At 37.5% G+C, this 20,669-nt stretch carries 22 protein-coding genes and 1 riboswitch; all 22 genes read left to right on the forward strand.

Features of this window, described 5'->3' with window-relative positions; translation table 11 throughout:
* Nucleotides 1-13: 13 nt before the first annotated feature.
* The 22 genes from JBW_RS10350 (at nt 14) to JBW_RS10455 (ending at nt 20,504) form a co-directional block, all read left to right on the forward strand.
* Nucleotides 14-781, forward strand: a complete 768-nt coding sequence (locus tag JBW_RS10350) for a DUF116 domain-containing protein (protein ID WP_007953039.1) — start codon at nt 14-16, stop codon at nt 779-781.
* A gap of 19 nt (nt 782-800) precedes the next feature.
* Nucleotides 801-2,132: a 16S rRNA (cytosine(967)-C(5))-methyltransferase RsmB gene (gene rsmB / locus JBW_RS10355; RefSeq protein WP_007953038.1), complete on the forward strand. Its 1,332-nt coding sequence runs from the start codon at nt 801-803 to the stop codon at nt 2,130-2,132.
* 10 nt (nt 2,133-2,142) lie between these two features.
* A complete protein-coding gene (gene rlmN, locus JBW_RS10360; protein WP_007953036.1) occupies nt 2,143-3,186 on the forward strand; it encodes a 23S rRNA (adenine(2503)-C(2))-methyltransferase RlmN in 1,044 nt (347 codons plus the stop codon).
* 231 nt (nt 3,187-3,417) lie between these two features.
* Nucleotides 3,418-4,185 carry an FhaA domain-containing protein gene (locus tag JBW_RS10365; protein ID WP_007953034.1) on the forward strand — a complete coding sequence of 256 codons (768 nt, stop codon included), beginning with the start codon at nt 3,418-3,420 and terminating at the stop codon, nt 4,183-4,185.
* The gene (locus JBW_RS10370) at nt 4,186-4,656 is read left to right on the forward strand and encodes an FHA domain-containing protein (protein ID WP_007953032.1); all 471 of its coding nucleotides are present in this window, start codon (nt 4,186-4,188) and stop codon (nt 4,654-4,656) included.
* A gap of 6 nt (nt 4,657-4,662) precedes the next feature.
* A complete protein-coding gene (locus JBW_RS10375; RefSeq protein WP_007953030.1) occupies nt 4,663-5,382 on the forward strand; it encodes a Stp1/IreP family PP2C-type Ser/Thr phosphatase in 720 nt (239 codons plus the stop codon).
* A 2-nt stretch (nt 5,383-5,384) separates the two neighbouring features.
* Entirely contained in the window at nt 5,385-6,650 is a 1,266-nt protein-coding gene (locus JBW_RS10380) for an FtsW/RodA/SpoVE family cell cycle protein (protein ID WP_007953028.1), read from the forward strand.
* Nucleotides 6,640-8,052 (forward strand): peptidoglycan D,D-transpeptidase FtsI family protein, encoded by a 1,413-nt coding sequence (locus tag JBW_RS10385; RefSeq protein ID WP_007953025.1) that lies wholly within the window; start codon nt 6,640-6,642, stop codon nt 8,050-8,052. The genes JBW_RS10380 and JBW_RS10385 overlap by 11 nt, the downstream gene beginning before the upstream one ends.
* Before the next feature lie 17 nt (nt 8,053-8,069).
* Nucleotides 8,070-9,950 carry a Stk1 family PASTA domain-containing Ser/Thr kinase gene (pknB, locus tag JBW_RS10390; RefSeq protein ID WP_007953023.1) on the forward strand — a complete coding sequence of 627 codons (1,881 nt, stop codon included), beginning with the start codon at nt 8,070-8,072 and terminating at the stop codon, nt 9,948-9,950.
* A 14-nt stretch (nt 9,951-9,964) separates the two neighbouring features.
* Complete coding sequence (rsgA, locus tag JBW_RS10395) at nt 9,965-10,840, forward strand: ribosome small subunit-dependent GTPase A (RefSeq protein ID WP_007953022.1); 876 nt, start codon at nt 9,965-9,967, stop codon at nt 10,838-10,840.
* Nucleotides 10,841-10,845: 5 nt separating this feature from the next.
* Nucleotides 10,846-11,493, forward strand: a complete 648-nt coding sequence (rpe, locus tag JBW_RS10400; protein WP_007953020.1) for a ribulose-phosphate 3-epimerase — start codon at nt 10,846-10,848, stop codon at nt 11,491-11,493.
* A 42-nt stretch (nt 11,494-11,535) separates the two neighbouring features.
* Nucleotides 11,536-11,667, forward strand: a riboswitch (FMN riboswitch).
* Nucleotides 11,668-11,777: 110 nt separating this feature from the next.
* A complete protein-coding gene (gene ribD / locus JBW_RS10405) occupies nt 11,778-12,908 on the forward strand; it encodes a bifunctional diaminohydroxyphosphoribosylaminopyrimidine deaminase/5-amino-6-(5-phosphoribosylamino)uracil reductase RibD (RefSeq protein ID WP_007953018.1) in 1,131 nt (376 codons plus the stop codon).
* On the forward strand, nt 12,877-13,536 hold the full coding sequence (gene ribE / locus JBW_RS10410) for a riboflavin synthase (protein ID WP_007953016.1): 660 nt from the start codon (nt 12,877-12,879) through the stop codon (nt 13,534-13,536). The genes ribD and ribE (JBW_RS10410) overlap by 32 nt, the downstream gene beginning before the upstream one ends.
* Nucleotides 13,537-13,551: 15 nt before the next feature.
* Nucleotides 13,552-14,760 carry a bifunctional 3,4-dihydroxy-2-butanone-4-phosphate synthase/GTP cyclohydrolase II gene (locus JBW_RS10415; protein ID WP_007953014.1) on the forward strand — a complete coding sequence of 403 codons (1,209 nt, stop codon included), beginning with the start codon at nt 13,552-13,554 and terminating at the stop codon, nt 14,758-14,760.
* Nucleotides 14,761-14,764: 4 nt separating this feature from the next.
* Entirely contained in the window at nt 14,765-15,229 is a 465-nt protein-coding gene (gene ribE / locus JBW_RS10420) for a 6,7-dimethyl-8-ribityllumazine synthase (RefSeq protein ID WP_007934637.1), read from the forward strand.
* Between the two features lie 39 nt (nt 15,230-15,268).
* Entirely contained in the window at nt 15,269-15,823 is a 555-nt protein-coding gene (yfcE, locus tag JBW_RS10425; protein WP_007953012.1) for a phosphodiesterase, read from the forward strand.
* 13 nt (nt 15,824-15,836) lie between these two features.
* The gene (gene hslO, locus JBW_RS10430; protein WP_007953009.1) at nt 15,837-16,712 is read left to right on the forward strand and encodes an Hsp33 family molecular chaperone HslO; all 876 of its coding nucleotides are present in this window, start codon (nt 15,837-15,839) and stop codon (nt 16,710-16,712) included.
* Nucleotides 16,713-17,153: 441 nt separating this feature from the next.
* Nucleotides 17,154-17,462 carry a hypothetical protein gene (locus JBW_RS10435; protein WP_036680118.1) on the forward strand — a complete coding sequence of 103 codons (309 nt, stop codon included), beginning with the start codon at nt 17,154-17,156 and terminating at the stop codon, nt 17,460-17,462.
* Between the two features lie 350 nt (nt 17,463-17,812).
* Nucleotides 17,813-18,886: a M42 family metallopeptidase gene (locus tag JBW_RS10440; protein WP_007953000.1), complete on the forward strand. Its 1,074-nt coding sequence runs from the start codon at nt 17,813-17,815 to the stop codon at nt 18,884-18,886.
* A 3-nt stretch (nt 18,887-18,889) separates the two neighbouring features.
* Complete coding sequence (locus JBW_RS10445; protein ID WP_036680141.1) at nt 18,890-19,399, forward strand: gamma carbonic anhydrase family protein; 510 nt, start codon at nt 18,890-18,892, stop codon at nt 19,397-19,399.
* Nucleotides 19,400-19,420: 21 nt separating this feature from the next.
* Nucleotides 19,421-19,837 (forward strand): nucleoside-diphosphate kinase, encoded by a 417-nt coding sequence (gene ndk / locus JBW_RS10450; RefSeq protein WP_007952996.1) that lies wholly within the window; start codon nt 19,421-19,423, stop codon nt 19,835-19,837.
* 160 nt (nt 19,838-19,997) lie between these two features.
* Complete coding sequence (locus tag JBW_RS10455) at nt 19,998-20,504, forward strand: cob(I)yrinic acid a,c-diamide adenosyltransferase (protein ID WP_007952994.1); 507 nt, start codon at nt 19,998-20,000, stop codon at nt 20,502-20,504.
* Nucleotides 20,505-20,669: the final 165 nt, after the last annotated feature.

Here is a 20,669-nt window from a genome sequence, read left to right on the forward strand (position 1 = left end):
AAGGTGAATTTTCATGATAGAGGTGATGGCTCGTCCCAAGAAACGCTTGTTTTTGGCACTTATATTAGCTAGTTTGTTAGTGGCTACTCTTTCTACTTATGGATTGTGGATGGTAAGCTTCCCAGGATTAGCAAATATCAGCACTCACTTGCCGATTATTCTTGGCGTTTTCTTGGCATTATTTATCTTGGCTATTGGAATTGGAGTTGGTGGAATCATTCTAGCCATTTTAGGTTTTTCTACTCTAGCTTTATTCCAAGGACCTGCTTGGTCTGCTATTAATTTATTATTTCCCCTTGCCATTCGAATTGGTAAAATCTTTGATGTGGAAAAGGAAAGAGTCGAACGTTCCTTTATTGAAGTTAGTAATTACTTAATACAGCAAAAAAGAATTAAAGTTGCACCTGAGAAACTCTTAATTCTTACACCACATTGTATACAACAAGAGATGTGTCAGTATAAAGTGACTCACGATATTAGTAATTGTCGAAAATGTGGTGCTTGTCAGGTAGGAGATTTACTAACGATTTCAGAAAATTTTGGGGTACATGTAGCAATTTCTAATGGAGGGACATTAGCTCGTAAGGTGGTAAAAACCTTGCGTCCCCATGCCATTCTAGCCATTGCTTGTGAACGAGATTTGACAAGTGGTATTCAAGATGTGTTTCCGATTCCCGTTATTGGTGTTTTGAATGAAAGGCCAAATGGACCATGTTGTAATACGCGAATTGATATTAAACGAGTTGAGAAAGCGGTACAAGATTTTATTCTTAAAAAATAAAGGTAGTAAAGGTGAACAAATGGATGCACGTGAAATTGCTCTTAAAATTATCAATGATGTGACAAGTAATCATGCTTATGCAAACATAGCCTTAGTGAGAGAGCTCAATCGTCACAAGATTTCTGATCAAGACCGTCGATTTATTACAGAATTAGTATATGGTACGATTAAGGCCGGTGAAACCTTGGATTGGATTATTGGTCACTATGTAACTAGGTCGTTAAATAAAGTTGCGCCAGTTATTTTGAATATTTTGCGTATGGGAATGTATCAGATCTTCTTCTTGTCCAAAGTTCCTGTATCCGCAGCTTGCAATCAAGCAGTAGAATTAACAAAAAAATATGGACATACTGGTACTGTGAAATTTGTAAATGCGGTGTTAAGAAACGCTGGTCGGGGACCTGAAAAAGTAATTTATCCCGACAGAGAAAAGAATATTGTCAAATTTTTAGCCTTAAAATATTTTCATCCCCAATGGATGGTGGCTCGATGGGTGAAACGTTTAGGTGCTGATGCTGCTGAAGAGTTGTGCCAGATTAATAATGTGACTCCAGCTCTTTCATTACGTACCAATACGTTGAAGAATACCAGAGAAGAACTGTTAGATATTTTAAATCTAGAAGGTGTAAGTGCGGAAGCATCGGTATGGACTCCAGAAGGAATTGTATGTCATAGTTATCCAGCGCTTAGTACATTAAAATCGTTACGTGATGGATTATTTCAAATACAAGATGAAAGCTCTATGTTAGTTGCTCACGTTCTGGCTCCTAAGCCAGACGAGTTTATTATTGATGCTTGTGGCGCACCTGGAGGTAAAAGTACCCATATCGCAACGTTAATGGAAAATAAGGGGCGGGTTTTGTCAACGGATATTTATGAACATAAATTAGCTCTAACCCAGGAGAACGCTCAGCGATTAGGTCTGACAATTATTGATGTGCAGAGTCTGGATGCGACAACCTTAGGCGATAACTATGCAAGACAAGCGGATAAAGTATTAGTGGATGCACCTTGTTCTGGATTAGGAGTCTTACGGCGAAAAGCTGATTCTCGCTGGAGAAAGACCGAGGATATGTTTAAGGAATTACCGATATTACAAATGGCTATTTTAAAAAGTGCTGCGGAATGCGTAAAATTGGGTGGCACCTTAGTATATAGTACTTGTACAACTGAGCCGGAAGAAAACCAAGATGTTGTTAACAATTTTTTGAAGGGAAATCCGGATTTTGCCTTGCAGCATGCCGGGGAAATGTTTCCAGTTACAGAAAATAAGGCTGAGATGGTGCAGTTATGGCCACATATTGATCATGTAGATGGATTTTTCATTTCTCGTTTAGTGCGAGTGAAATAGGTGAACAAAAATGAATATTAATATTTTTGGAATGTTTATAGAGGAGATTGCAGCGGCCATCCAGCCCTATGGTTTGCCTAAATACAGTGCTGTGCAAATTGCAAAATGGATGTATCAGGATGGGGTTTATGATTTTAAAGATATGACGAATATATCCAAGAAACATAGGACATTATTAACGGAGTACTTTGTGATTCATTCTGTAACGGCGCGAGCTGTTGAACAATCTTCAGACGGTAAGACTAGTAAATATTTGTTGGAGTTTCATGATGGCATGGCAGTAGAAACTGTTTTAATGCGCCAGTTCTATGGTAATAGTGTGTGTATATCAACTCAGGTTGGATGCGCCATGGGATGTGTATTTTGTGCATCCACTTTAAATGGTGTTTCAAGGAATTTAACTGGTGGCGAAATGTTGGCGCAAGTTTTATATATTAATAAAGTATTGCAGCAGGAAGGGAGCACTGTGAATACCATTGTTATTATGGGATCAGGAGAACCCTTGGCCAATTATGACAATGTTTTAAAATTCATTAAATTATGCCATGCCGAATATAGCCTTCACTTAAGTTATCGAGGCATAACATTATCTACATCTGGTTTAGTGCCAGAAATAAACAGATTAGCAGCAGAGGGATTGCCGTTGACGCTGTCTATTTCTCTGCATGCATCGAATAACGAATTACGTTCTTTGTTAATGCCAATTAATAATCGCTATTCCCTACCGGAGGTCATGGCTGCAGGCGATTTTTATGCCGAACAAACAGGCAGGCGAGTGACATACGAGTATATATTAATTGCAGATCTGAATGATAAGATAGAACATGCTAAAGAGTTGGCGATTTTGATGAGGGGACGTCTGGCCAATGTCAATTTGATTCCCGTTAATCCAGTAATTGAGCGTGGATTATTACGACCTGACAGCAAAACAATTCAACACTTTGAGAAGATTCTTCTTGAAAGAAGAATTAACGTTACAGTTCGTCGTGAAATGGGAACAGATATACGTGCTGCCTGTGGGCAGCTTCGAAATAAAGTTTTAAATGAAAATTAAAAGCTAAGCAAAAATAAATAGTATCTTGACTTTCTTATAAGCAAAATTAGCATATAATTTTGTTCTAAGGAAAATAGTTGAGGTCTATAGCTGCCAAATAAGGACTTGGTACAAGCCAGGTCTTTTTTATGTTACTCTATTTAAATAAAATGGGATAATATTACCTTATTTTGACTATGCTGATAATATAACGTATAATAAAATAGATTAAATTATTGGTGAGGTAATGACATGAAGTTTGTAAGAAGTTTAGAAAATATGTTTGAAAAATATATTGAAGGCTTTTTTAACAATAAATTTTCCAGTGGGTTACAGCCTATTGAAATTGGTAAGCAATTAGTTAGGACAATGGATGATGAAAAAACAGTGGGTATTTCTAAAACCTATGTTCCTAATTTATACATCGTTTATTTAAATAATGCAGATTACAGACGAATCGTTTCTTATAGCCAGACGATTTGCAAAGAGTTATCCCTTTACATAGCAGGTCAGGCAGAGCAAAGGCAATATACGATTATCGGTACACCTGTCATCGAATTTAATGAGGATATAGGGATTACAAAAGGTAATTTTCGCGTGGTTAGTTTCTTTAGTGAACCACTGCCAGAAGAAAATAAGTTGGAAAGTGAGGATCCTGGATGTCATCTTGAGTCGGATACTCGTGTGTTTGATAAAGTAGAATGTAATATGATGGGTAAGGAGCCATGTTTATTAGGGACATTAAAAGTTTTGGAAGGACCTGATATAGGAGTAAAAGTTGATGTAAAGAACAATCGAGTGAATATTGGTCGACGGGCCAGTAATGAATTACCACTTACGGATTTAAATACATCCCGTTTACAGGCTTATGTGATCGTAGAGGATAAAAATCACATCTTATATGATGCTAAAAGCCTTAATGGCACATATGTTAATGATCATCGGATTATGCGTAAAGAATTAGAAAATGGTGATCATATAAAAATAGGTAATACTGTTATTTTATATGAGGTGAATTAAATGCCCAATAAGGAGGCTTTTTTCAACTATATTGGAATAGTATTACAATATAGTTTGCTAGGATTAATCTATTATTTTTTAAGCAAAGTCATAAAAATTATATATACTGATTTAGACCGATCAGGACAAAAAAAATTATCTATAGGAAATGAAGGTAATCAATCTAATTTTCATAAGCGGGCTAATCTGCTTGTTGTTGATAGCGGACACATCAAATTATCCCAGAATAGTTTTTCTTTAGATGATATTACATACCTTGGACGTAATGAACAAAATGGAATTATCATTGATGATTCATTTGTATCTCATGAACATGCCAGTATTAATAAAGGACAGCAGGGATATTTGCTGACAGACTTGAACAGTACCAATAAAACGTATTTAAATGGTCAGCCTATAGTGGAGGCGACTTTATTGAAAAATGGTGATTTAATTAAAATTGGAGCGGTAACATTTAGCTTTAAGGGGTGAGGGGTATTGCTAGCACATGTAATTTCTGATATTGGGTTGGTTAGAGAAACAAATGAAGATAGCTATATCTGTGATCCGCCGCATTTATTTATTGTGGCGGATGGCATGGGAGGTCATGTGGCTGGAGAAATTGCAAGTAAGCTTGCAATAAGTACAGTTAATGGTTATATTCAAGAGCATGTGGGGAAGGATAATCTTGAAATATTGTTAAAAGACGCGATAATACAGGCGAATACCTCAATATATCAAATGGCACTGTCTAAAGAAGAGTTCAGTGGTATGGGTACTACTGTCACAGCTTCTTATATAGATGGAGATACAATATACTGGGGTCATGTTGGTGATAGTCGTATGTATCTATTGCGTAATGGAAAACTTAATCAACTAACAAGTGATCATTCCTTAGTTTGGGAATTGGTCCAAAGTGGTAATATAACTAGAGATGAGGCCTACGTTCATCCTAAAAGGAATTTGTTGACTCGTGCAGTTGGTACTAGTTGCCTTATTACAGTTGATACTGGTTTTGTACAATGGAAGCCAGGTGATATTGTATTAATGTGTACAGATGGGCTAACAAATATGGTCAGTGAGCAGAATATCTGTACTCTAATGCAGAGAAAAGATTTTGAAATTTCTTCTATTGTAGAACAATTAGTAAATCAGGCTAAAGATGCTGGTGGGTTTGATAATATTACTGTGATCTTGTTAAAAAATGAGGACAGATAGGCATGATTAACACACGACAACTGGAGCGTAACTTGCTTGTAGTTGCAGGTATAATTATGTTAAATGGCATTTTAGCAGTTAACTTAGCTCATGGTGTTCTAAATTACCAGACCCTAGGGGCAGTCGCTTTCATCTTTGCCGGATTTATGGCTGCCAATATAGTATTATGCAAAGTTGGACATACTGGTGATCCTTTGTTTTTACCTTTGGCATCTTTATTAGTTGGAATAGGGCTAATTATCATTTTGAGACTTAAACCAGAGCTTTTCATGCTGCAAGTGATGTGGGTAGGTGTGGGTTTAAGTGCTTTTCTAATCTCAGCAATTCTTGCTAAGCGGTTAGAACAAATAGCTTACTTTAAATATATCTGTGGTTTTATTGGTGTTGGATTATTATTATCAGCGATACTATTTGGAGTAGACATTGGCGGGAATAAGAATTGGATCATCATGGGACCTATTCGGTTTCAGCCTTCTGAGTTTGCAAAGATCTTTATTGTATTGTTTTTAGCAGCCTATTTGAGTGAAAGGCGGGAATTACTTACTCTTGCTACGAAGCATTATGGTCCCTTTGTATTGCCCCATCCAAGATTTATTGCACCTCTTATTGCGGTGTGGGGTCTTGGAATGTTAATGTTTGTTTTGCAGCGGGATATGGGTGCCGCTTTATTATATTTTGGTCTTGCCATTATCATGACATATATGGTTAGCGGCAGATCCAGTTATGTGATAATTGGCATGATCTCATTTCTAGTTGGTTCTGTAATCTGTTATAATTTATATTCTCATATTCAACTGCGAGTTGATATTTGGCTTAATCCTTGGAGTGATCCCTCGGGCGGGGCTTATCAAATTGTTCAATCTTTGTTTGCTTTAGGATCGGGAGGAATCATGGGAAGTGGTCTCACTTATGGATTTCCTACGATGATTCCTGAGGTTCATACAGACTTTATTTTTGCAGCGATTGGAGAAGAAATGGGGCTTATCGGTGCGGGAGCTGTCATCTTGCTTTATATCCTTATGATTTACCGTGCCTTTCGAACATCTTTGTTGTCTTTAATGCCCTTTAGTATGATGGTTGCTGCTGGACTAGCAGTTTCCATGGCATTGCAGACTTTTTTAATTATTGCTGGTGTCATTAAATTTTTCCCTCTAACAGGTATTACTTTACCTTTCATTAGCTATGGCGGGAGTTCCATTGTTTCTAATTTTATTTTACTCGGTATGTTATTTTCCATATCGGAAGTGAGAGGCTACGATGCGAAATGACATGAATGATTTGGCTAAGAATATTCGTAAGGTTGCTTTTGGACTATTAAGTTTATTGGTTGTTTTACTTTTCTATTTAACTTATATTCAAGTAGTTCAAAGTGATTTCTTAATAGCGCATCCCTTAAATCGCCGTACTCTTGAAGCTTCTCGTATGATTCCCCAGGGTATGATACTCGATAAGAGTGGTGAAAAGCTAGCATATAGTAAAAAAGTAGGAGATAGTTTTAAACGGGAATATCCTTATGGATCAATTGCTGCTCAGGTAGTGGGCTATGATAGTATTACCTATGGCCGGAGTGGTGTTGAGAGTACTTTCAATAGTGACTTAACAGGAAATAATACCTCCATTGCTCATTTAGGTGCTGTAAGCCATTTATTTACGAACAGGTCTGGTAATAATGTGGTGTTAACATTGGATGCTACTGTGCAGGAAACAGCCTATAAAGCACTTGGTAATCATAAAGGTGCAATTGTGGCGATCAATCCTAATACAGGAGCTATATTAGCGATGGTAAGCAAACCAAGCTTTGACCCCAATGAAATTGATCAGCAATGGAAGCGTATTTCTACTGATAAAAACAGTCCTTTATTAAACCGAGTAACCCAGGGATTATATCCTCCAGGGTCTACGCTTAAGGTTATGATTGCAGAGGCAGCACGCAGGGAAAAGGTAATCGATTTAAAAGAAAAAATATATTGTGAAGCGGCTTTAAAGATTCCACCAGACTATATTTTACAAGAAAGCCATTTGGAAGCTTATGGGAATATTAATTTAGAAGAAGCATTAGCTGTTTCGTCCAATGTATTTTTTGGTACATTATCTTTAAAATTAGGGTATAAAAAAATGAAAAATACCTTTGAGCGATTTGGATTTAAGCGTTCTGTTGGTCAAGAATTGCAAGAAGTTGCTTCTCATTTGCCTGATTTTTCTTCTTTAGGAGATGGAGATCTAGTGCAAACAGGTATTGGACAAGGAAGTTTATTAGTTACTCCTTTGCGGATGGCTATGTTAGCAAGCAGTTTCGCAAATGAGGGGAAAATTATGAGACCTTATCTTGTTGACAAAATAACAGGCTTAGATGGAAGTCTTATAAAAACGTTTGCACCTGAAGAATGGCTTACTCCCACAACTCCTCAATTGGCTGATGAAATTAGTAAGATGATGGTGAAGGTAGTTCGCAATGGTACAGGTACAGCGGCCTCTTTGCCAGGAGTATTAGTAGCAGGTAAGACTGGTACAGCAGAGAATTCCCAAGGCGATTCTCATGCTTGGTTTATTGGTTTTGCACCAGCAGATAATCCCCAAGTTGCAATTGCGGTAATTGTTGAGAACGCTGGATTTGGGGGAAGCATTGCAGCGCCGATGGCTCGTCAAGTATTTAAGGCGGCATTACAATAAGGAGGTGATAGTTCACCATGATTGATCGAACTCTTGATAAAAGATATACTATTTTGGAACATATTGGCGGCGGCGGTATGGCTGATGTTTATCGTGCTCATGATAAACTATTGGATCGCTCTGTAGCTGTAAAAGTGCTACGCTCGCAATTTGCTAATGATGAAGAATTTGTTACTCGTTTTCGTCGCGAAGCGCAGGCTGCTGCCCGACTATCCCATCATAATATTGTGAATATGTATGATGTTGGCAAAGATGATGAAATACATTATATTGTTATGGAATATATTTCAGGTGAAACTCTTAAGGAACGTATTTTGCGAGAGCCACTGCCGATTGAAATGGCCGTGAGAATTGCTGCAGATATTGCAGAAGCATTAGAACACGCTCATCAAAATAATTTAGTGCATTGTGATATAAAGCCTCATAATATTCTTATGACTCGTGCAGGACGTATTAAAGTTACAGACTTTGGTATTGCAAGAGCTGTAAGTTCTGTGACGATGCATCATACCGCGACGATTATTGGATCGGTGCATTATTTTTCGCCAGAACAAGCGAAAGGAACTGCAGTTGGAGCAAAGTCTGATATTTATTCTTTAGGGGTAGTTCTTTACGAAATGCTGACAGGTACAGTGCCTTTTAATGGTGAGACACCGATTAGTATTGCATTGAAGCACTTACAAGAAGAACCTCGTCCTATACGAGAATTAAAACCAGAGGTACCGCCATTGTTAGAAGCTATTGTATTAAAGGCAATGGCTAAAGATGTATCTAATCGTTATAATGATATTGGTGAAATGATTACGGACTTAAAGTCCGTACAGAATTATTTCAGAGATGATCATACGCGACGCTTATCAAGAGGAGATTTTCCCACACAGATATTGCCGCGTTTAGATGAGCCCATTATATCTCAAGCCAATTCGGGGACTGCGCTAGAAGTGGATAATAATCATTTGCAGAAAAAAAATCATTCCAAACGAGTAGTATGGGGACTGGTATTATTACTGCTATTTGGTTTTATGATAGGTGCCTTTTTCGCATTTGGTAAGTTCTGGAGCAACAATGAAGTTACTGTGCCTAATGTTATTGGTAAGCAAGTTGAGGTTGCCCGCAGTCTTTTAGTAGATCAAAACTTGCGAGTGAATGTATCCGAAGCATTTAGTGATAAAATACCAGCCGGACATGTTATTTCCCAATCTCCAGATGCTGGAAATATTGTAAAAGAGCAGCGTATGATTAATCTTGTCGTTAGTAAGGGTGGCGAAATTACTGTAGTTCCTGATCTTAGAGGACTTAGTCGGCGAGATGCAGAGCTGCAAATTAAAAATGCAGGACTTGTGGTAGGGAGAATTGATGAGCAGTTTAATGCTGATACGCCTGTTGATGTTATTATTAATCAGCAGCCGCGGCCACCTGCACAGGTTAATAAAAATACAGCGATTGATCTTGTTGTAAGTAAAGGGGCTGGTCCGCGCAAATTTGCTTTGCCAGATTTCCGTGGAACGCCAATTAATACTGTAAATACTCAATTTGAAAGTTTAAAATTAAAGGTTGGTAAAGTAACAGAAGAAGTGAGTGACAAATATCCTTCTGGGACGATTATTGGACAAAACCCCAGTCCTGCTGCTGAGATTACAGAAGGTGCAGCCGTTGACTTAACGGTTGCCAAGGGAAATACTAGTGCTACCAAAAAGGCTGTAGTGCAGATCACTGTTCCTGAAGGAGCAATACGGCAGGCTGTACAAATCGTCATAACAGATACAAATGGACGGCGTGTAGTTTATGAAAATGTACACAAGCCTGGTGATAAGGTTGAAAAAACAGTTGATGGTGTAGGACAAGTAAGAGTACAAGTATATATAAATGGTGTATTGTTGCAAGAGCAAACAATATAACAGGAGGCAAAAAAGTGCAGCATGGGGTGATATTGAAAACATATAATAGTTTTTATTATGTGAAGACCAATGCGAAAGTAACAATGTGTACTTTGCGAGGACGTTTTAAGAAAGAGCGCTTTTCTCTTCTAGTAGGGGATGAAGTAGAGTATAATATAACAGAAAATGGCAAGGGAATCATTGAAAAGATTTTACCGCGTCGTAGTATGCTGCAACGACCGATGATTGCGAATATCGATCAAGTGATCATCACTTTTGCAGCAGTAAGCCCAGATATCAATACCATATTAATAGACCGATTTTTAGTATTGGCTGAAATGTCAGATTTAGATATTGTCATCTGTATTAATAAAATTGATTTAGCAGATAGTGAGGAATTAAAACCAATTCTGGAACTATATCGTAGCATTGGATATTGTGTTATTACGATATCTGCTAAGATGGGTGTTGGCATAGAAGAATTACGTAATCAGCTATCTGGGAAGATTAGCGTATTTGCCGGTCCCTCTGGGGCTGGTAAATCTACGATCTTAAATACTGTAGAAGAGGGTCTTACATTGGTAACTGGTCAAGTTAGTGAAAAGATAGGACGTGGTAAACATACGACTCGCTTTGCTGAATTGTTACCTCTTTCTAGTGGCGGATTTGTAGTAGATACACCAGGTTTTAGCTTTACTGAGTTTGAGAATGTGAAAAAAAATGAACTGATGTATTATTTTCCTGAAATTGCAGCCGTTGTGCATGAGTGTAAATTTAATACTTGCCTACATTTAAAAGAGCCTCAGTGTGCTGTAAAGCAGTTAGTGGCAGAGGGGCGTATTCAGGAGCAACGCTATCATTCCTATACTGAAATATTGGCAGAAATTCAAGATAAGAAGAAAGGATTTTAAATAGTATGATTAAAATTTCACCATCGATTCTTTCAGCCGATTTCTCGAAATTAGCTGAAGATATAAAACTAGTAGAGGCAGCAGGTGCTGATATGTTGCACATCGACATAATGGATGGTCATTTTGTGCCGAATCTTACTTTTGGGCCACCTGTTGTAGCTGCGATTCGTAAGGTTACTACATTGTTATTTGATGTACATTTAATGGTTAATAATCCTCAAGATTTCATTGAACCCTTTGCTAAAGCAGGAGCCGATCTTTTAACAATCCATGTTGAAACAGCTCCACACTTGCATAGAATCTTGCAATGTGTTCGAGAACTAGGGCTAAAAACAGGAGTGTCTCTTAATCCGGCAACACCGCTATCCTCAATCGAAGAAGTACTTGGAGAAGTGGATATGGTCTTATTAATGACTGTAAATCCGGGATTTGGCGGTCAAAAATTTATCCCTAGTATGATTCATAAAATAGCGAAACTAAAAAAAATGATTGATGAACGTAATCTGAAGGTCGATATACAAGTTGATGGAGGCATAAATCCAGTAACGGCTAGAGAAGTTGTAGCTGCAGGTGCCAATATTTTAGTAGCAGGTTCTGCGATATATCAGGCAGATGACATAAAAAAAGCGATTTGTGAAATTAGAGGGACTTGATTATTTCCCTTAATGCTGGTAACATATACAGTAATTGAATAAGTAAGCCTTTGGGGCAAGGTGAAAAAGAGCGATCTTTTAACTCCTTACCGGCGGTGATTAGCCCGCGAGCCGTATGGCTGATCCGGTGGAATTCCGGAGCCGACAGTATAGTCTGGATGGAAAAAGGTGATGATTTAAGTCTTATATAAGGCTTAATCAATGTTGCATTCTAATGTTCTATGAGGCTGTTAAAAAGTTTTTTTAAACTTTTTTAACAGCTTAATTTTTTTGGAGGGTCAATTATGGATGAAAAGTATATGGGGCAGGCATTAGCTTTAGCTCAGTATGCTAAAGGTCGTACCAGTCCCAATCCTATGGTTGGAGCGGTGATTGTTCGTGATGGGCGAGTGGTTGGCGAAGGATGGCATAGAAAGGCTGGTACGCCCCATGCTGAAATTAATGCATTGCAGCAAGCTGGAGATTTAGCCTATAATGCCAGTATCTATGTTACATTAGAGCCTTGCTCTCATCATGGCAGAACAGGACCATGTGTGGAAGCTTTAATTGCAGCTGGTATTAAAAAAGTAATTATTGCCATGACAGATCCTAACCCCTTAGTAGCCGGGCAAGGTATTTCTAAGTTACGTGAGGCTGGGATTGAAGTAATAGAAGGTGTCTTGGCAAAGGAAGCAGCAAAGCTAAATGAAACGTTTATAAAATGGATTTCTACGAAAAAGCCTTTTGTACTTTTGAAAAGTGCCATGTCTTTAGATGGGAAAATTGCTTCTTATACAGGACATTCTAAGTGGATCACAGGGGTAGAATCACGAATTTATGTTCATCAATTACGAGATACTTATGATGCTATCTTAGTCGGGATTGGTACAGTGCTCGCTGATAACCCCACTTTAACTACTCGTCTGGCGTATCAGGGGAAAAATCCTATTCGTGTGGTCGTTGACAGTATGGCACGCACACCAATTCATTCTAATGTCGTTACGGATGGATTAGCGCGAACCATGATTGCTGTTACTGATAAAGCACCTCAAGAGAAAATTGATGCTCTTAGAGCTTATGGTGTGGAAGTAATTGAGTGTGAGAAAACGCCGGCTGGTGTGAATTTGTCTCATTTATTTAAGATATTAGGTGAGCAGCAAATTACGAGTACTTTGATTGAGGGTGGAGCTGCCATCAATGCTTCTGTTCTAGAAGATAATTTGGTTGATAAAATCAATTGGTTTATTGCTCCTAAAATAATTGGTGGTGTGGATGCTCCAGGTCCAGTTGGCGGAAAAGGGATAGCTGATGTAAATGACGCCAAAGGATTTGAAGATATACATATGGAAGCAATTGGAGAAGATATATTAATTAGCGCATATCTGCGTAACCGGGAGGGACGAGATGTTTACCGGACTTGTGGAAGAATTAGGTAAAGTCAAAGCCATTGCACGTGGTGTAAAATCTGTGCGTTTAACGGTAACGGCAAATAAGGTCTTACAAGATGTTAAATTAGGCGATAGTATTGCTGTTAATGGAACTTGTCTTACGGTAGTTGAATATGATGCATATTACTTTACGGCTGATGTTATGCCTGAAACAGTGGATAGTACAGCCCTGGCAAGTTTACAAATTGGTTCTAAGGTAAATCTTGAGAGAACGCTTAGTATTGGTGATCGCTTTGGCGGTCATATTGTAAGCGGGCATATTGATGGTATTGGAATCATTCGAGCTAAAGATAATAATGATAATGCCGTAATTGTTAAAATAGAGGCTGGTTCCGAGGTTATGCGCTATATTGTAAAAAAAGGTTCTATTGCAATTGATGGTATCAGTCTCACTATCGTAGATTATGGACAGGATTGGTTTATTGTATCATTAATACCTCATAGCGCTTCTGCCACTACATTAGGATTTAAGAAAACGGGGGATGTCGTAAATCTAGAAGTGGATGTTATTGGAAAATATGTAGAGAAGCTGCTAAATTTAGACTCGGCTCAACAACAATCTAAAACTTCTGCTATTAACATGAATTTTCTAGAGAAAAATGGGTTTACACTATAAATTGGAGGAATGAACATGAAATTTAATACGATTGAAGAAGCAATTGAAGACATTAAAAATGGTAAAATCATCGTGGTAGTTGATGATGATGATAGAGAAAATGAGGGCGACTTATTAATGGCTGCTGATAAAGTGACTCCTGAGGCTATTAATTTTATGGCGACTCATGGACGTGGGCTTATTTGTATGCCAGTTATTGGTTCTAAATTGGATGAACTGGGTATTGGTGCGATGGTATGTGACAATACGGATCCAAATTGTACTGCTTTTACAGTATCGGTTGATGCACATACTGTGACAACAGGTATTTCAGCCCATGAAAGAGCAGAAACGATTAGGGCTATGTTAGACCCCAATGCTCTCCCAGAACATTTTAGAAGACCAGGTCATATTTTCCCATTGCGGTATGTAGAAGGCGGGGTCTTAAGACGTGCAGGGCATACGGAAGCCGCAGTTGACTTACCAAAGTTAGCTGGATGTTACCCTGCAGGTGTAATTTGCGAAATTATGAATGATGATGGAAGAATGGCTAGAGTTCCAGACCTACTGGAATTTGTTGCGAAACATAATCTGAAGATCATTTCCATTGCAGAATTAATTAAGTATCGGAAGGCTAATGAATCATTTATCATACGCGGTGCAGAAACAAAAATGCCAACTAAATATGGCGATTTTCAATTAGTTGCTTATGAGAGCAAATTAGATAATCAATGTCATGTTGCTTTAGTGAAAGGTGAAGTGGCAGGTAAAGAAAATGTACTAGTGCGCATACATTCAGAATGCTTAACGGGTGATGTATTAGGATCACTGCGCTGTGATTGCGGCGAACAACTAGATAATGCATTAAAACGTATTAGTCAGGAAGACGCAGGGGTCCTGGTTTATATGCGCCAAGAAGGTCGTGGAATTGGTCTTGCCAATAAAATTCGTGCTTATGCATTGCAGGATCAGGGCAAGGATACAGTAGAAGCAAATGAAATATTGGGTTTTGCACCTGATCTCAGAGATTATGGGATTGGAGCTCAAATATTAGTCGATTTAGGGTTAACAAGTATTAAGCTGCTTACGAATAATCCTAAAAAAAGAGCAGGTTTAGAAGGTTATGGATTAACGATTACGGAAAGAGTACCTGTGGAAATTAAAGCGAATAAATTCAATCAACGTTACTTATCTGTTAAAAAAGTAAAGTTAGGGCATTTACTTAAACAATATGGGGAGGAATAAGAATATGGTAAAATTTATTGAAGGACAATTAGTAGCTGAAGGATTAAAAATTGGTGTTGTAGTGGCGAGATTCAATGAGTTTATAAACAGTAAGCTGTTAGATGGAGCTTTAGATGGTCTTAAAAGACATGGTGTAAAGGAAGAGGATATCGAAGTTGCTTGGGTACCTGGTGCATTTGAAATACCTTTAGTAGCACAGAAAATGGCTAACAGCAATAAATATCAAGCTGTGATATGCTTAGGTACTGTTATAAGAGGAAGTACTAGTCATTATGATTATGTTTGTGCAGAAGTATCTAAAGGAGTAGCTCACGTAGGTATGGCTACAGGTGTTCCTACTATCTTTGGTGTTCTTACCACAGAAAGCATTGAACAAGCAATCGAAAGAGCAGGTACGAAAGCAGGGAATAAAGGTTTTGAGTCTGCAGTAACCGCTATTGAAATGGCTAATTTATTAAGGCAAATATAATAAAAGTAAAATATTTCCAGGGAAATGGTGAGTGATTACATGAATATTGGTATTATCAGTGATACTCATGGTTGTGCAAAAACATGGGAAACAATTTATGATAAATATTTTACACAGTGTGATTTTATTATTCATGCTGGAGATATACTATATCATGGTCCACGAAATGATATTCCGGCAGAATACAATCCTAAGCAATTAGCAAATGTACTGAATGATTGTCCTATTCCCATTATAGCAGCGTGTGGTAATTGCGATGCTGAGGTGGATAGCATGGTATTAAATATGCCCATACAGTCACCCTACACTTATACGATGGTAGATGGCTTACGTATTATTGCTACGCATGGACATAATCTTACAGATGATGCTAAGAAGGAAATGGCAATCAAGTTTAAGGCCAATTTATTTATCACAGGGCATACTCATGTAGCAGTACTGGAAAAAAATAATAACATTGTGTATTTGAATCCAGGATCGCCAGCGATGTCCAAGAGAGCCGATGGACTTGGTACATTTGCTAGGTTAACAGGAGATACTATTGAGGTTTTAGATGCTATGAGTGGGCAAGTTTTAATGTCAGAAAGGTTATAAAGGGGGGAAAATCATGGGTGACCATATTACAAGGGCAACTATAGTGGGTGGAGTGCGGGCTTTTGCCGCGGTGACTACAACCCTAGTAGAAGAGGCTAGAAAACGCCATGATTGTTATCCGGTAGCAGCTGCTGCTCTAGGGCGGACTATGACTGGAGCTCTATTATTAGCTGCAAATCTTAAAACAGATGAGAGCATTACAATAAAAATTAGTGGAGATGGTCCTCTAGGTGAGGTTGTTACTGATGCTCATGCTAATGGAAGCGTTCGTGGGTATGTTAAAAATCCACATGCCCACTTACCCTTACGAGAGGGGAAGTTAGATGTTGGTCATGCTGTTGGTAAGGGGCAGATATCTGTTACTCGATTTACAGGTTTAAAGCAGCCTTTTACAGGTAGTGCAGAATTAGTGAGTGGTGAAATAGCTGAAGATATTACTAATTACTTATATGTATCAGAGCAAACTCCGTCAACAGTAGCTTTAGGTGTTTTAGTGCAGCCAGATATGATTGTTACTGCGGCTGGAGGATTTATGGTACAAGCGTTACCTAATGCTGATGATGAGGTTTTAAGTAAAATTGAAAAAAATATAGCTTTATTACCACCCATTTCCCAATTGATAAGCGAGGGATTAGATGCAGCTGGTATCATAAATCGAATCTTTACTGGCTTATCAGTTACCATTTATGAAGAAGTTCCTTTGGAATTTAAATGTACTTGTTCCTTGGAAAAGGTGCAGAAAGTGCTGGTTAGTCTTGGTGTAGAAGAGATCAACGATATTTTAGTTGAGGATGGAGAAGCTGAAGTTTGTTGCCCTTTTTGTAGTGCTAAATATCAATTTAATAAAAGTAATCTAGAAGAAATAATCGACATAATTGAAAAACAATAGAAAGACTGGGTTATACAATGAAAAAAGGTACTTTATGCTTTGCGTAAAGTACCTTTTTTCATTGTATAAATTAGATTTCCTAAAGAAATTTTAAAAATATCAACAAGAGGAAAAATCATCAGATGAACAGCAGAAAAATAACAAAATGATGATGATGATAATAATAGACCAATTACCACCACAGCCGTTGCCATTACCTCCAAACCCGAAGCCCATAATTATTCCTCCTTTTTTCATGCGTAGTCTTGTGACTTACTACATTGTATGCTTACTAGGCGGAGTAGGTGATAATTCAACAAATAATCTTAGTTAAAGGAAAGCAACATTTATTTGTTTTTCCTTCTTAAGATATTCCCAAGCGACATTAGGTATGTGTGCAGGAGTTTATAACTTCTCGCCGAATTTTGTACATACAAATTTAGAAGGAAGAGAGAGTTGCAGATGATAATTAAAAATGCTTTAGAACAAATTGAGGTCTTAGTGCGTAATCTCAAAAAGGAAAATAATATGGAAAGGCTATTATGCTATTCTGCAGTTATTACCATAATTAATCGTATCGAAGATATTACAAAAGAAGAGAGGATACCCAATTACGTAATCTATAAAAATGACTTATTGGAAAGTTGCGAAAAAATTTGCAACTTAGAGGACAATACTGGAGATGTTGGTCAACTTATTGGAAAGGCATTGGTAGCAATCCGTAATTTAAAGTCCTATCAATGTTTTAATGTGGATAATCATCATATTTAATTGTTGAACCAATATAAGATACAAATTTGATTGGGTTATCCTAGCAATGGGATAACCGTTTTACGATTTAGAATGAAGTAGGGATTTAGTGAGTACATTTAATTAGCCCTTTTATGAATTAAAGTAGGCAAAAGAGGAATTTTATTATGAGAAATAGAAAACAATACCAGGAGAAACTCGTTTCCTTTTTGGGGTGTATGTATAGCAACAAAAAATATTATAGTCGGAATCATTGAAAAATAAGAATAACGATTAATTCGCCATGGCTAAACTACTTCACTATATGGGTTTATCAATAGTGAATGTATAGTTGTTTTGAAAGTACACTTATAGAAATAAAGGAGGATATTGTGGATAAGACATTAGTATGGTTAAAGAAAATATCGGAGGTTCCTGGAGTATCCGGATTTGAGCATCGTGTAAAGGATTTACTGTTAGAAAAAATTAATAATCATGTAACGGTATCCTATGATAAGTTAGGCAGTATCATATTTGAAAAAGAAGGTCAACAATCTGGGCCTAAAATTATGTTAGCTAGTCATATGGATGAAATTGGATTTATGGTAAAAAATATTACTAAAGAAGGTTTTATTAAATTTGTCACTCTAGGTGGTTGGTGGGAACAAGTCATGCTAGGGCAAAAAGTTACATTACTATCTGCCAAAGGCGATATTCCAGGTGTTATTGGTAGTAAGCCGCCTCATGTTCTGACTCCAGAAGATCGCAAGAAGGTTGTACAAAAGCGTGAGATGTATATTGATGTTGGGGCTAGTAGTGAAGAAGAGGCTAAAGTTAAATTTGGAATTCGTCCTGGTGATGCGATTGTTCCATATAGTGAATTTACTGTTATGGCAAATGAAAAACTTTTAATGGCTAAAGCCTGGGATAATCGAATTGGTTGTGCCATAATGGCGGAGGTTATGGAACAACTTGCTTTAGAAAAACATTCAAATACCGTATATGGGGTAGGAACTGTCCAAGAGGAAGTTGGTTTACGGGGCGCAACGACTAGTGCAGGTGTTGTCAATCCAGATCTTTCATTCGCAATTGACACTTGTATTGCTGGGGATACACCGGGTATTTCTGAAGATCAGGCATCGAGTAAGTTAGGTAAAGGTGTTGCGATTTGTATTTATGATGCTAGTATGATTCCACATACAAAATTGCGTGATTTCGTTATTGAAATTGCTAATGAAAATCAAATTCCTTATCAACTGCAATTTACAGAAGGGGGTGGGACGGATGCTGGGCGCATTCATGTTCATGCAAAGGGAGTACCTAGCTTGGTATTGAGTATCCCTACACGTTACATACATAGTCATCACAGTATTATCCATCGGGATGACTACCAGTCTGCAATCGAGTTATTAATGGCAATCATAAAGAAGTTAGATGCTACGACATATGATAAGTTGGTGAATTAAATGTTGAAAGATAATGTAATACCTTATAAGGGAACCGTTCCTCAAATTGATGATAATGTATTTTTGGCTGGTGGCGCATATATTATAGGTGATGTTACAATTTCCTCCCATGCCAGTATCTGGTTTAATACTGTAATACGCGGTGATGTTCATCCTATCCGTATTGGCAACTTTACGAATATACAGGATAACTCCACGATTCATGCAATGCATGACTATGAAACGATTATTGAAGATTATGTTACTGTTGGTCATGGAGTTATCTTACATGCTTGTCATATAGGCAGTAATTGCCTTATAGGTATGGGATCTACTATATTAAGTTATACAGATATCAGAGAAAATTGTATTATCGGTGCAGGATGCCTCATCACAGAGCATAAAAAAATTCCTCCTAATTCTTTGGTGATGGGAGCACCAGGAAGAGTGATCAGAACAGTAACCGAAGAGGAAATTGAAAATATTAGGCAATCTGCTCTTAATTATTATAAAGAATCATTACATTATCGTTAAGAAATTGAAGAGGTGATACTCATGGAAAAGACCTTACTTCTATTAAAACCTGATGCTATCGTTAAAGGTGTATGTGGGCAAATTATTGATCGCTTTGAAAAACGTGGTTTTAAAATTGCTGCAATAAAGATGGTGCAATTAACCAGGAAGCAAGCTGAAATTCATTATTATGAACACACTGATAAACCCTTTTTTCATGAATTAGTCGATTTTATTACCTCTAGTCCTCTTATTGCTATGGTAATAGCAGGAGAAAATGCGATTAAAGCTTCAAGATTTATGATGGGGTCGACTAATCCTATTGATGCTGCAGCAGGTACGATTCGTGGAGATTTCGCGTTAAATATTAGAAAAAATATTATTCATGGCTCTGATAGTTTGATAAGTGCAGAAAGAGAAATTAAGAATTTTTTCACTGAGAAAGAACTTTATTTATAAGGTTTCTCTTTGAAAAACAGCCATCTATAGCCATGCAGGTAAAGGATGAACATAACTATAAGCGTAGGGTAAGTAAAACGGTGAAGTGTTAGTTATGCTCATCCTTTGACGTTCTAAATGAAGCTTTAGACTACTATAAGATTTAAGGAGGAGATTTTCCATGAAAGTATATACAAAAACTGGCGATAAAGGAACTACAGGTTTATTGACGGGAGAGCGCATTGACAAAGATAGTTTGAGAGTAGAAGCTTATGGTATAGTTGATGAAATTAACTCTGCTTTAGGATTAGCAAGGGTGTGGTGCTGTAAAAACGATAATAAAGATATTATTTATAGCGTACAAAAAATGTTAATGATGGTCATGGCAGATCTTGCTAGTGTTAATAAGGAATCATATTATATTACGGAAGCTCATGTAAAACAATTGGAGCAATACATTGATGCACTTGATGCTAAGCTGCCTCCATTAAAAGAATTTATTATTCCTGGTGGAAGTGCCGGGGCTGCTGCTTTGGATTTAGCTCGCACTACTGCTAGAAGAGGGGAACGGCAAGCCATTAAATTGTCAAAGCAAGAAGACGTAAACGAACAAGTTTTAATTGCTTTAAATCGGTTATCTGATTTATGCTTTATGTTATCTCGAGCAGAGCTTGCGCAAAATCAATAATGAATATCAGATACACCAATGCCTCTATCGTAGCATACAATATAAATATATAATGTGTGTATCATGTTAAGTAATGAGGGAGGCGAACGCGGTGAAACCTTTAAAAATCTATGTTATGTCAGTACCTAAGCCACTGCGTAAAATTATGCAGCTGTTTTGTAAAAG

The organism is Pelosinus fermentans JBW45, from assembly GCF_000271665.2.
Lineage (GTDB): Bacteria > Bacillota > Negativicutes > DSM-13327 > DSM-13327 > Pelosinus > Pelosinus baikalensis.

Coding starts and splice junctions, on each gene's coding strand:
- ribE (WP_007934637.1), top strand. CDS start 14,765: ATGGTAAAATTTATTGAAGGACAATTAGTAGCTGAAGGATTAAAAATT.
- JBW_RS10435 (WP_036680118.1), top strand. CDS start 17,154: ATGATAATTAAAAATGCTTTAGAACAAATTGAGGTCTTAGTGCGTAAT.
- JBW_RS10455 (WP_007952994.1), top strand. CDS start 19,998: ATGAAAGTATATACAAAAACTGGCGATAAAGGAACTACAGGTTTATTG.
- JBW_RS10380 (WP_007953028.1), top strand. CDS start 5,385: ATGATTAACACACGACAACTGGAGCGTAACTTGCTTGTAGTTGCAGGT.
- JBW_RS10385 (WP_007953025.1), top strand. CDS start 6,640: ATGCGAAATGACATGAATGATTTGGCTAAGAATATTCGTAAGGTTGCT.
- JBW_RS10350 (WP_007953039.1), top strand. CDS start 14: ATGATAGAGGTGATGGCTCGTCCCAAGAAACGCTTGTTTTTGGCACTT.
- JBW_RS10415 (WP_007953014.1), top strand. CDS start 13,552: ATGAAATTTAATACGATTGAAGAAGCAATTGAAGACATTAAAAATGGT.
- rsmB (WP_007953038.1), top strand. CDS start 801: ATGGATGCACGTGAAATTGCTCTTAAAATTATCAATGATGTGACAAGT.
- ndk (WP_007952996.1), top strand. CDS start 19,421: ATGGAAAAGACCTTACTTCTATTAAAACCTGATGCTATCGTTAAAGGT.
- rlmN (WP_007953036.1), top strand. CDS start 2,143: ATGAATATTAATATTTTTGGAATGTTTATAGAGGAGATTGCAGCGGCC.
- yfcE (WP_007953012.1), top strand. CDS start 15,269: ATGAATATTGGTATTATCAGTGATACTCATGGTTGTGCAAAAACATGG.
- rpe (WP_007953020.1), top strand. CDS start 10,846: ATGATTAAAATTTCACCATCGATTCTTTCAGCCGATTTCTCGAAATTA.
- pknB (WP_007953023.1), top strand. CDS start 8,070: ATGATTGATCGAACTCTTGATAAAAGATATACTATTTTGGAACATATT.
- ribE (WP_007953016.1), top strand. CDS start 12,877: ATGTTTACCGGACTTGTGGAAGAATTAGGTAAAGTCAAAGCCATTGCA.
- ribD (WP_007953018.1), top strand. CDS start 11,778: ATGGATGAAAAGTATATGGGGCAGGCATTAGCTTTAGCTCAGTATGCT.
- JBW_RS10370 (WP_007953032.1), top strand. CDS start 4,186: ATGCCCAATAAGGAGGCTTTTTTCAACTATATTGGAATAGTATTACAA.
- hslO (WP_007953009.1), top strand. CDS start 15,837: ATGGGTGACCATATTACAAGGGCAACTATAGTGGGTGGAGTGCGGGCT.
- JBW_RS10365 (WP_007953034.1), top strand. CDS start 3,418: ATGAAGTTTGTAAGAAGTTTAGAAAATATGTTTGAAAAATATATTGAA.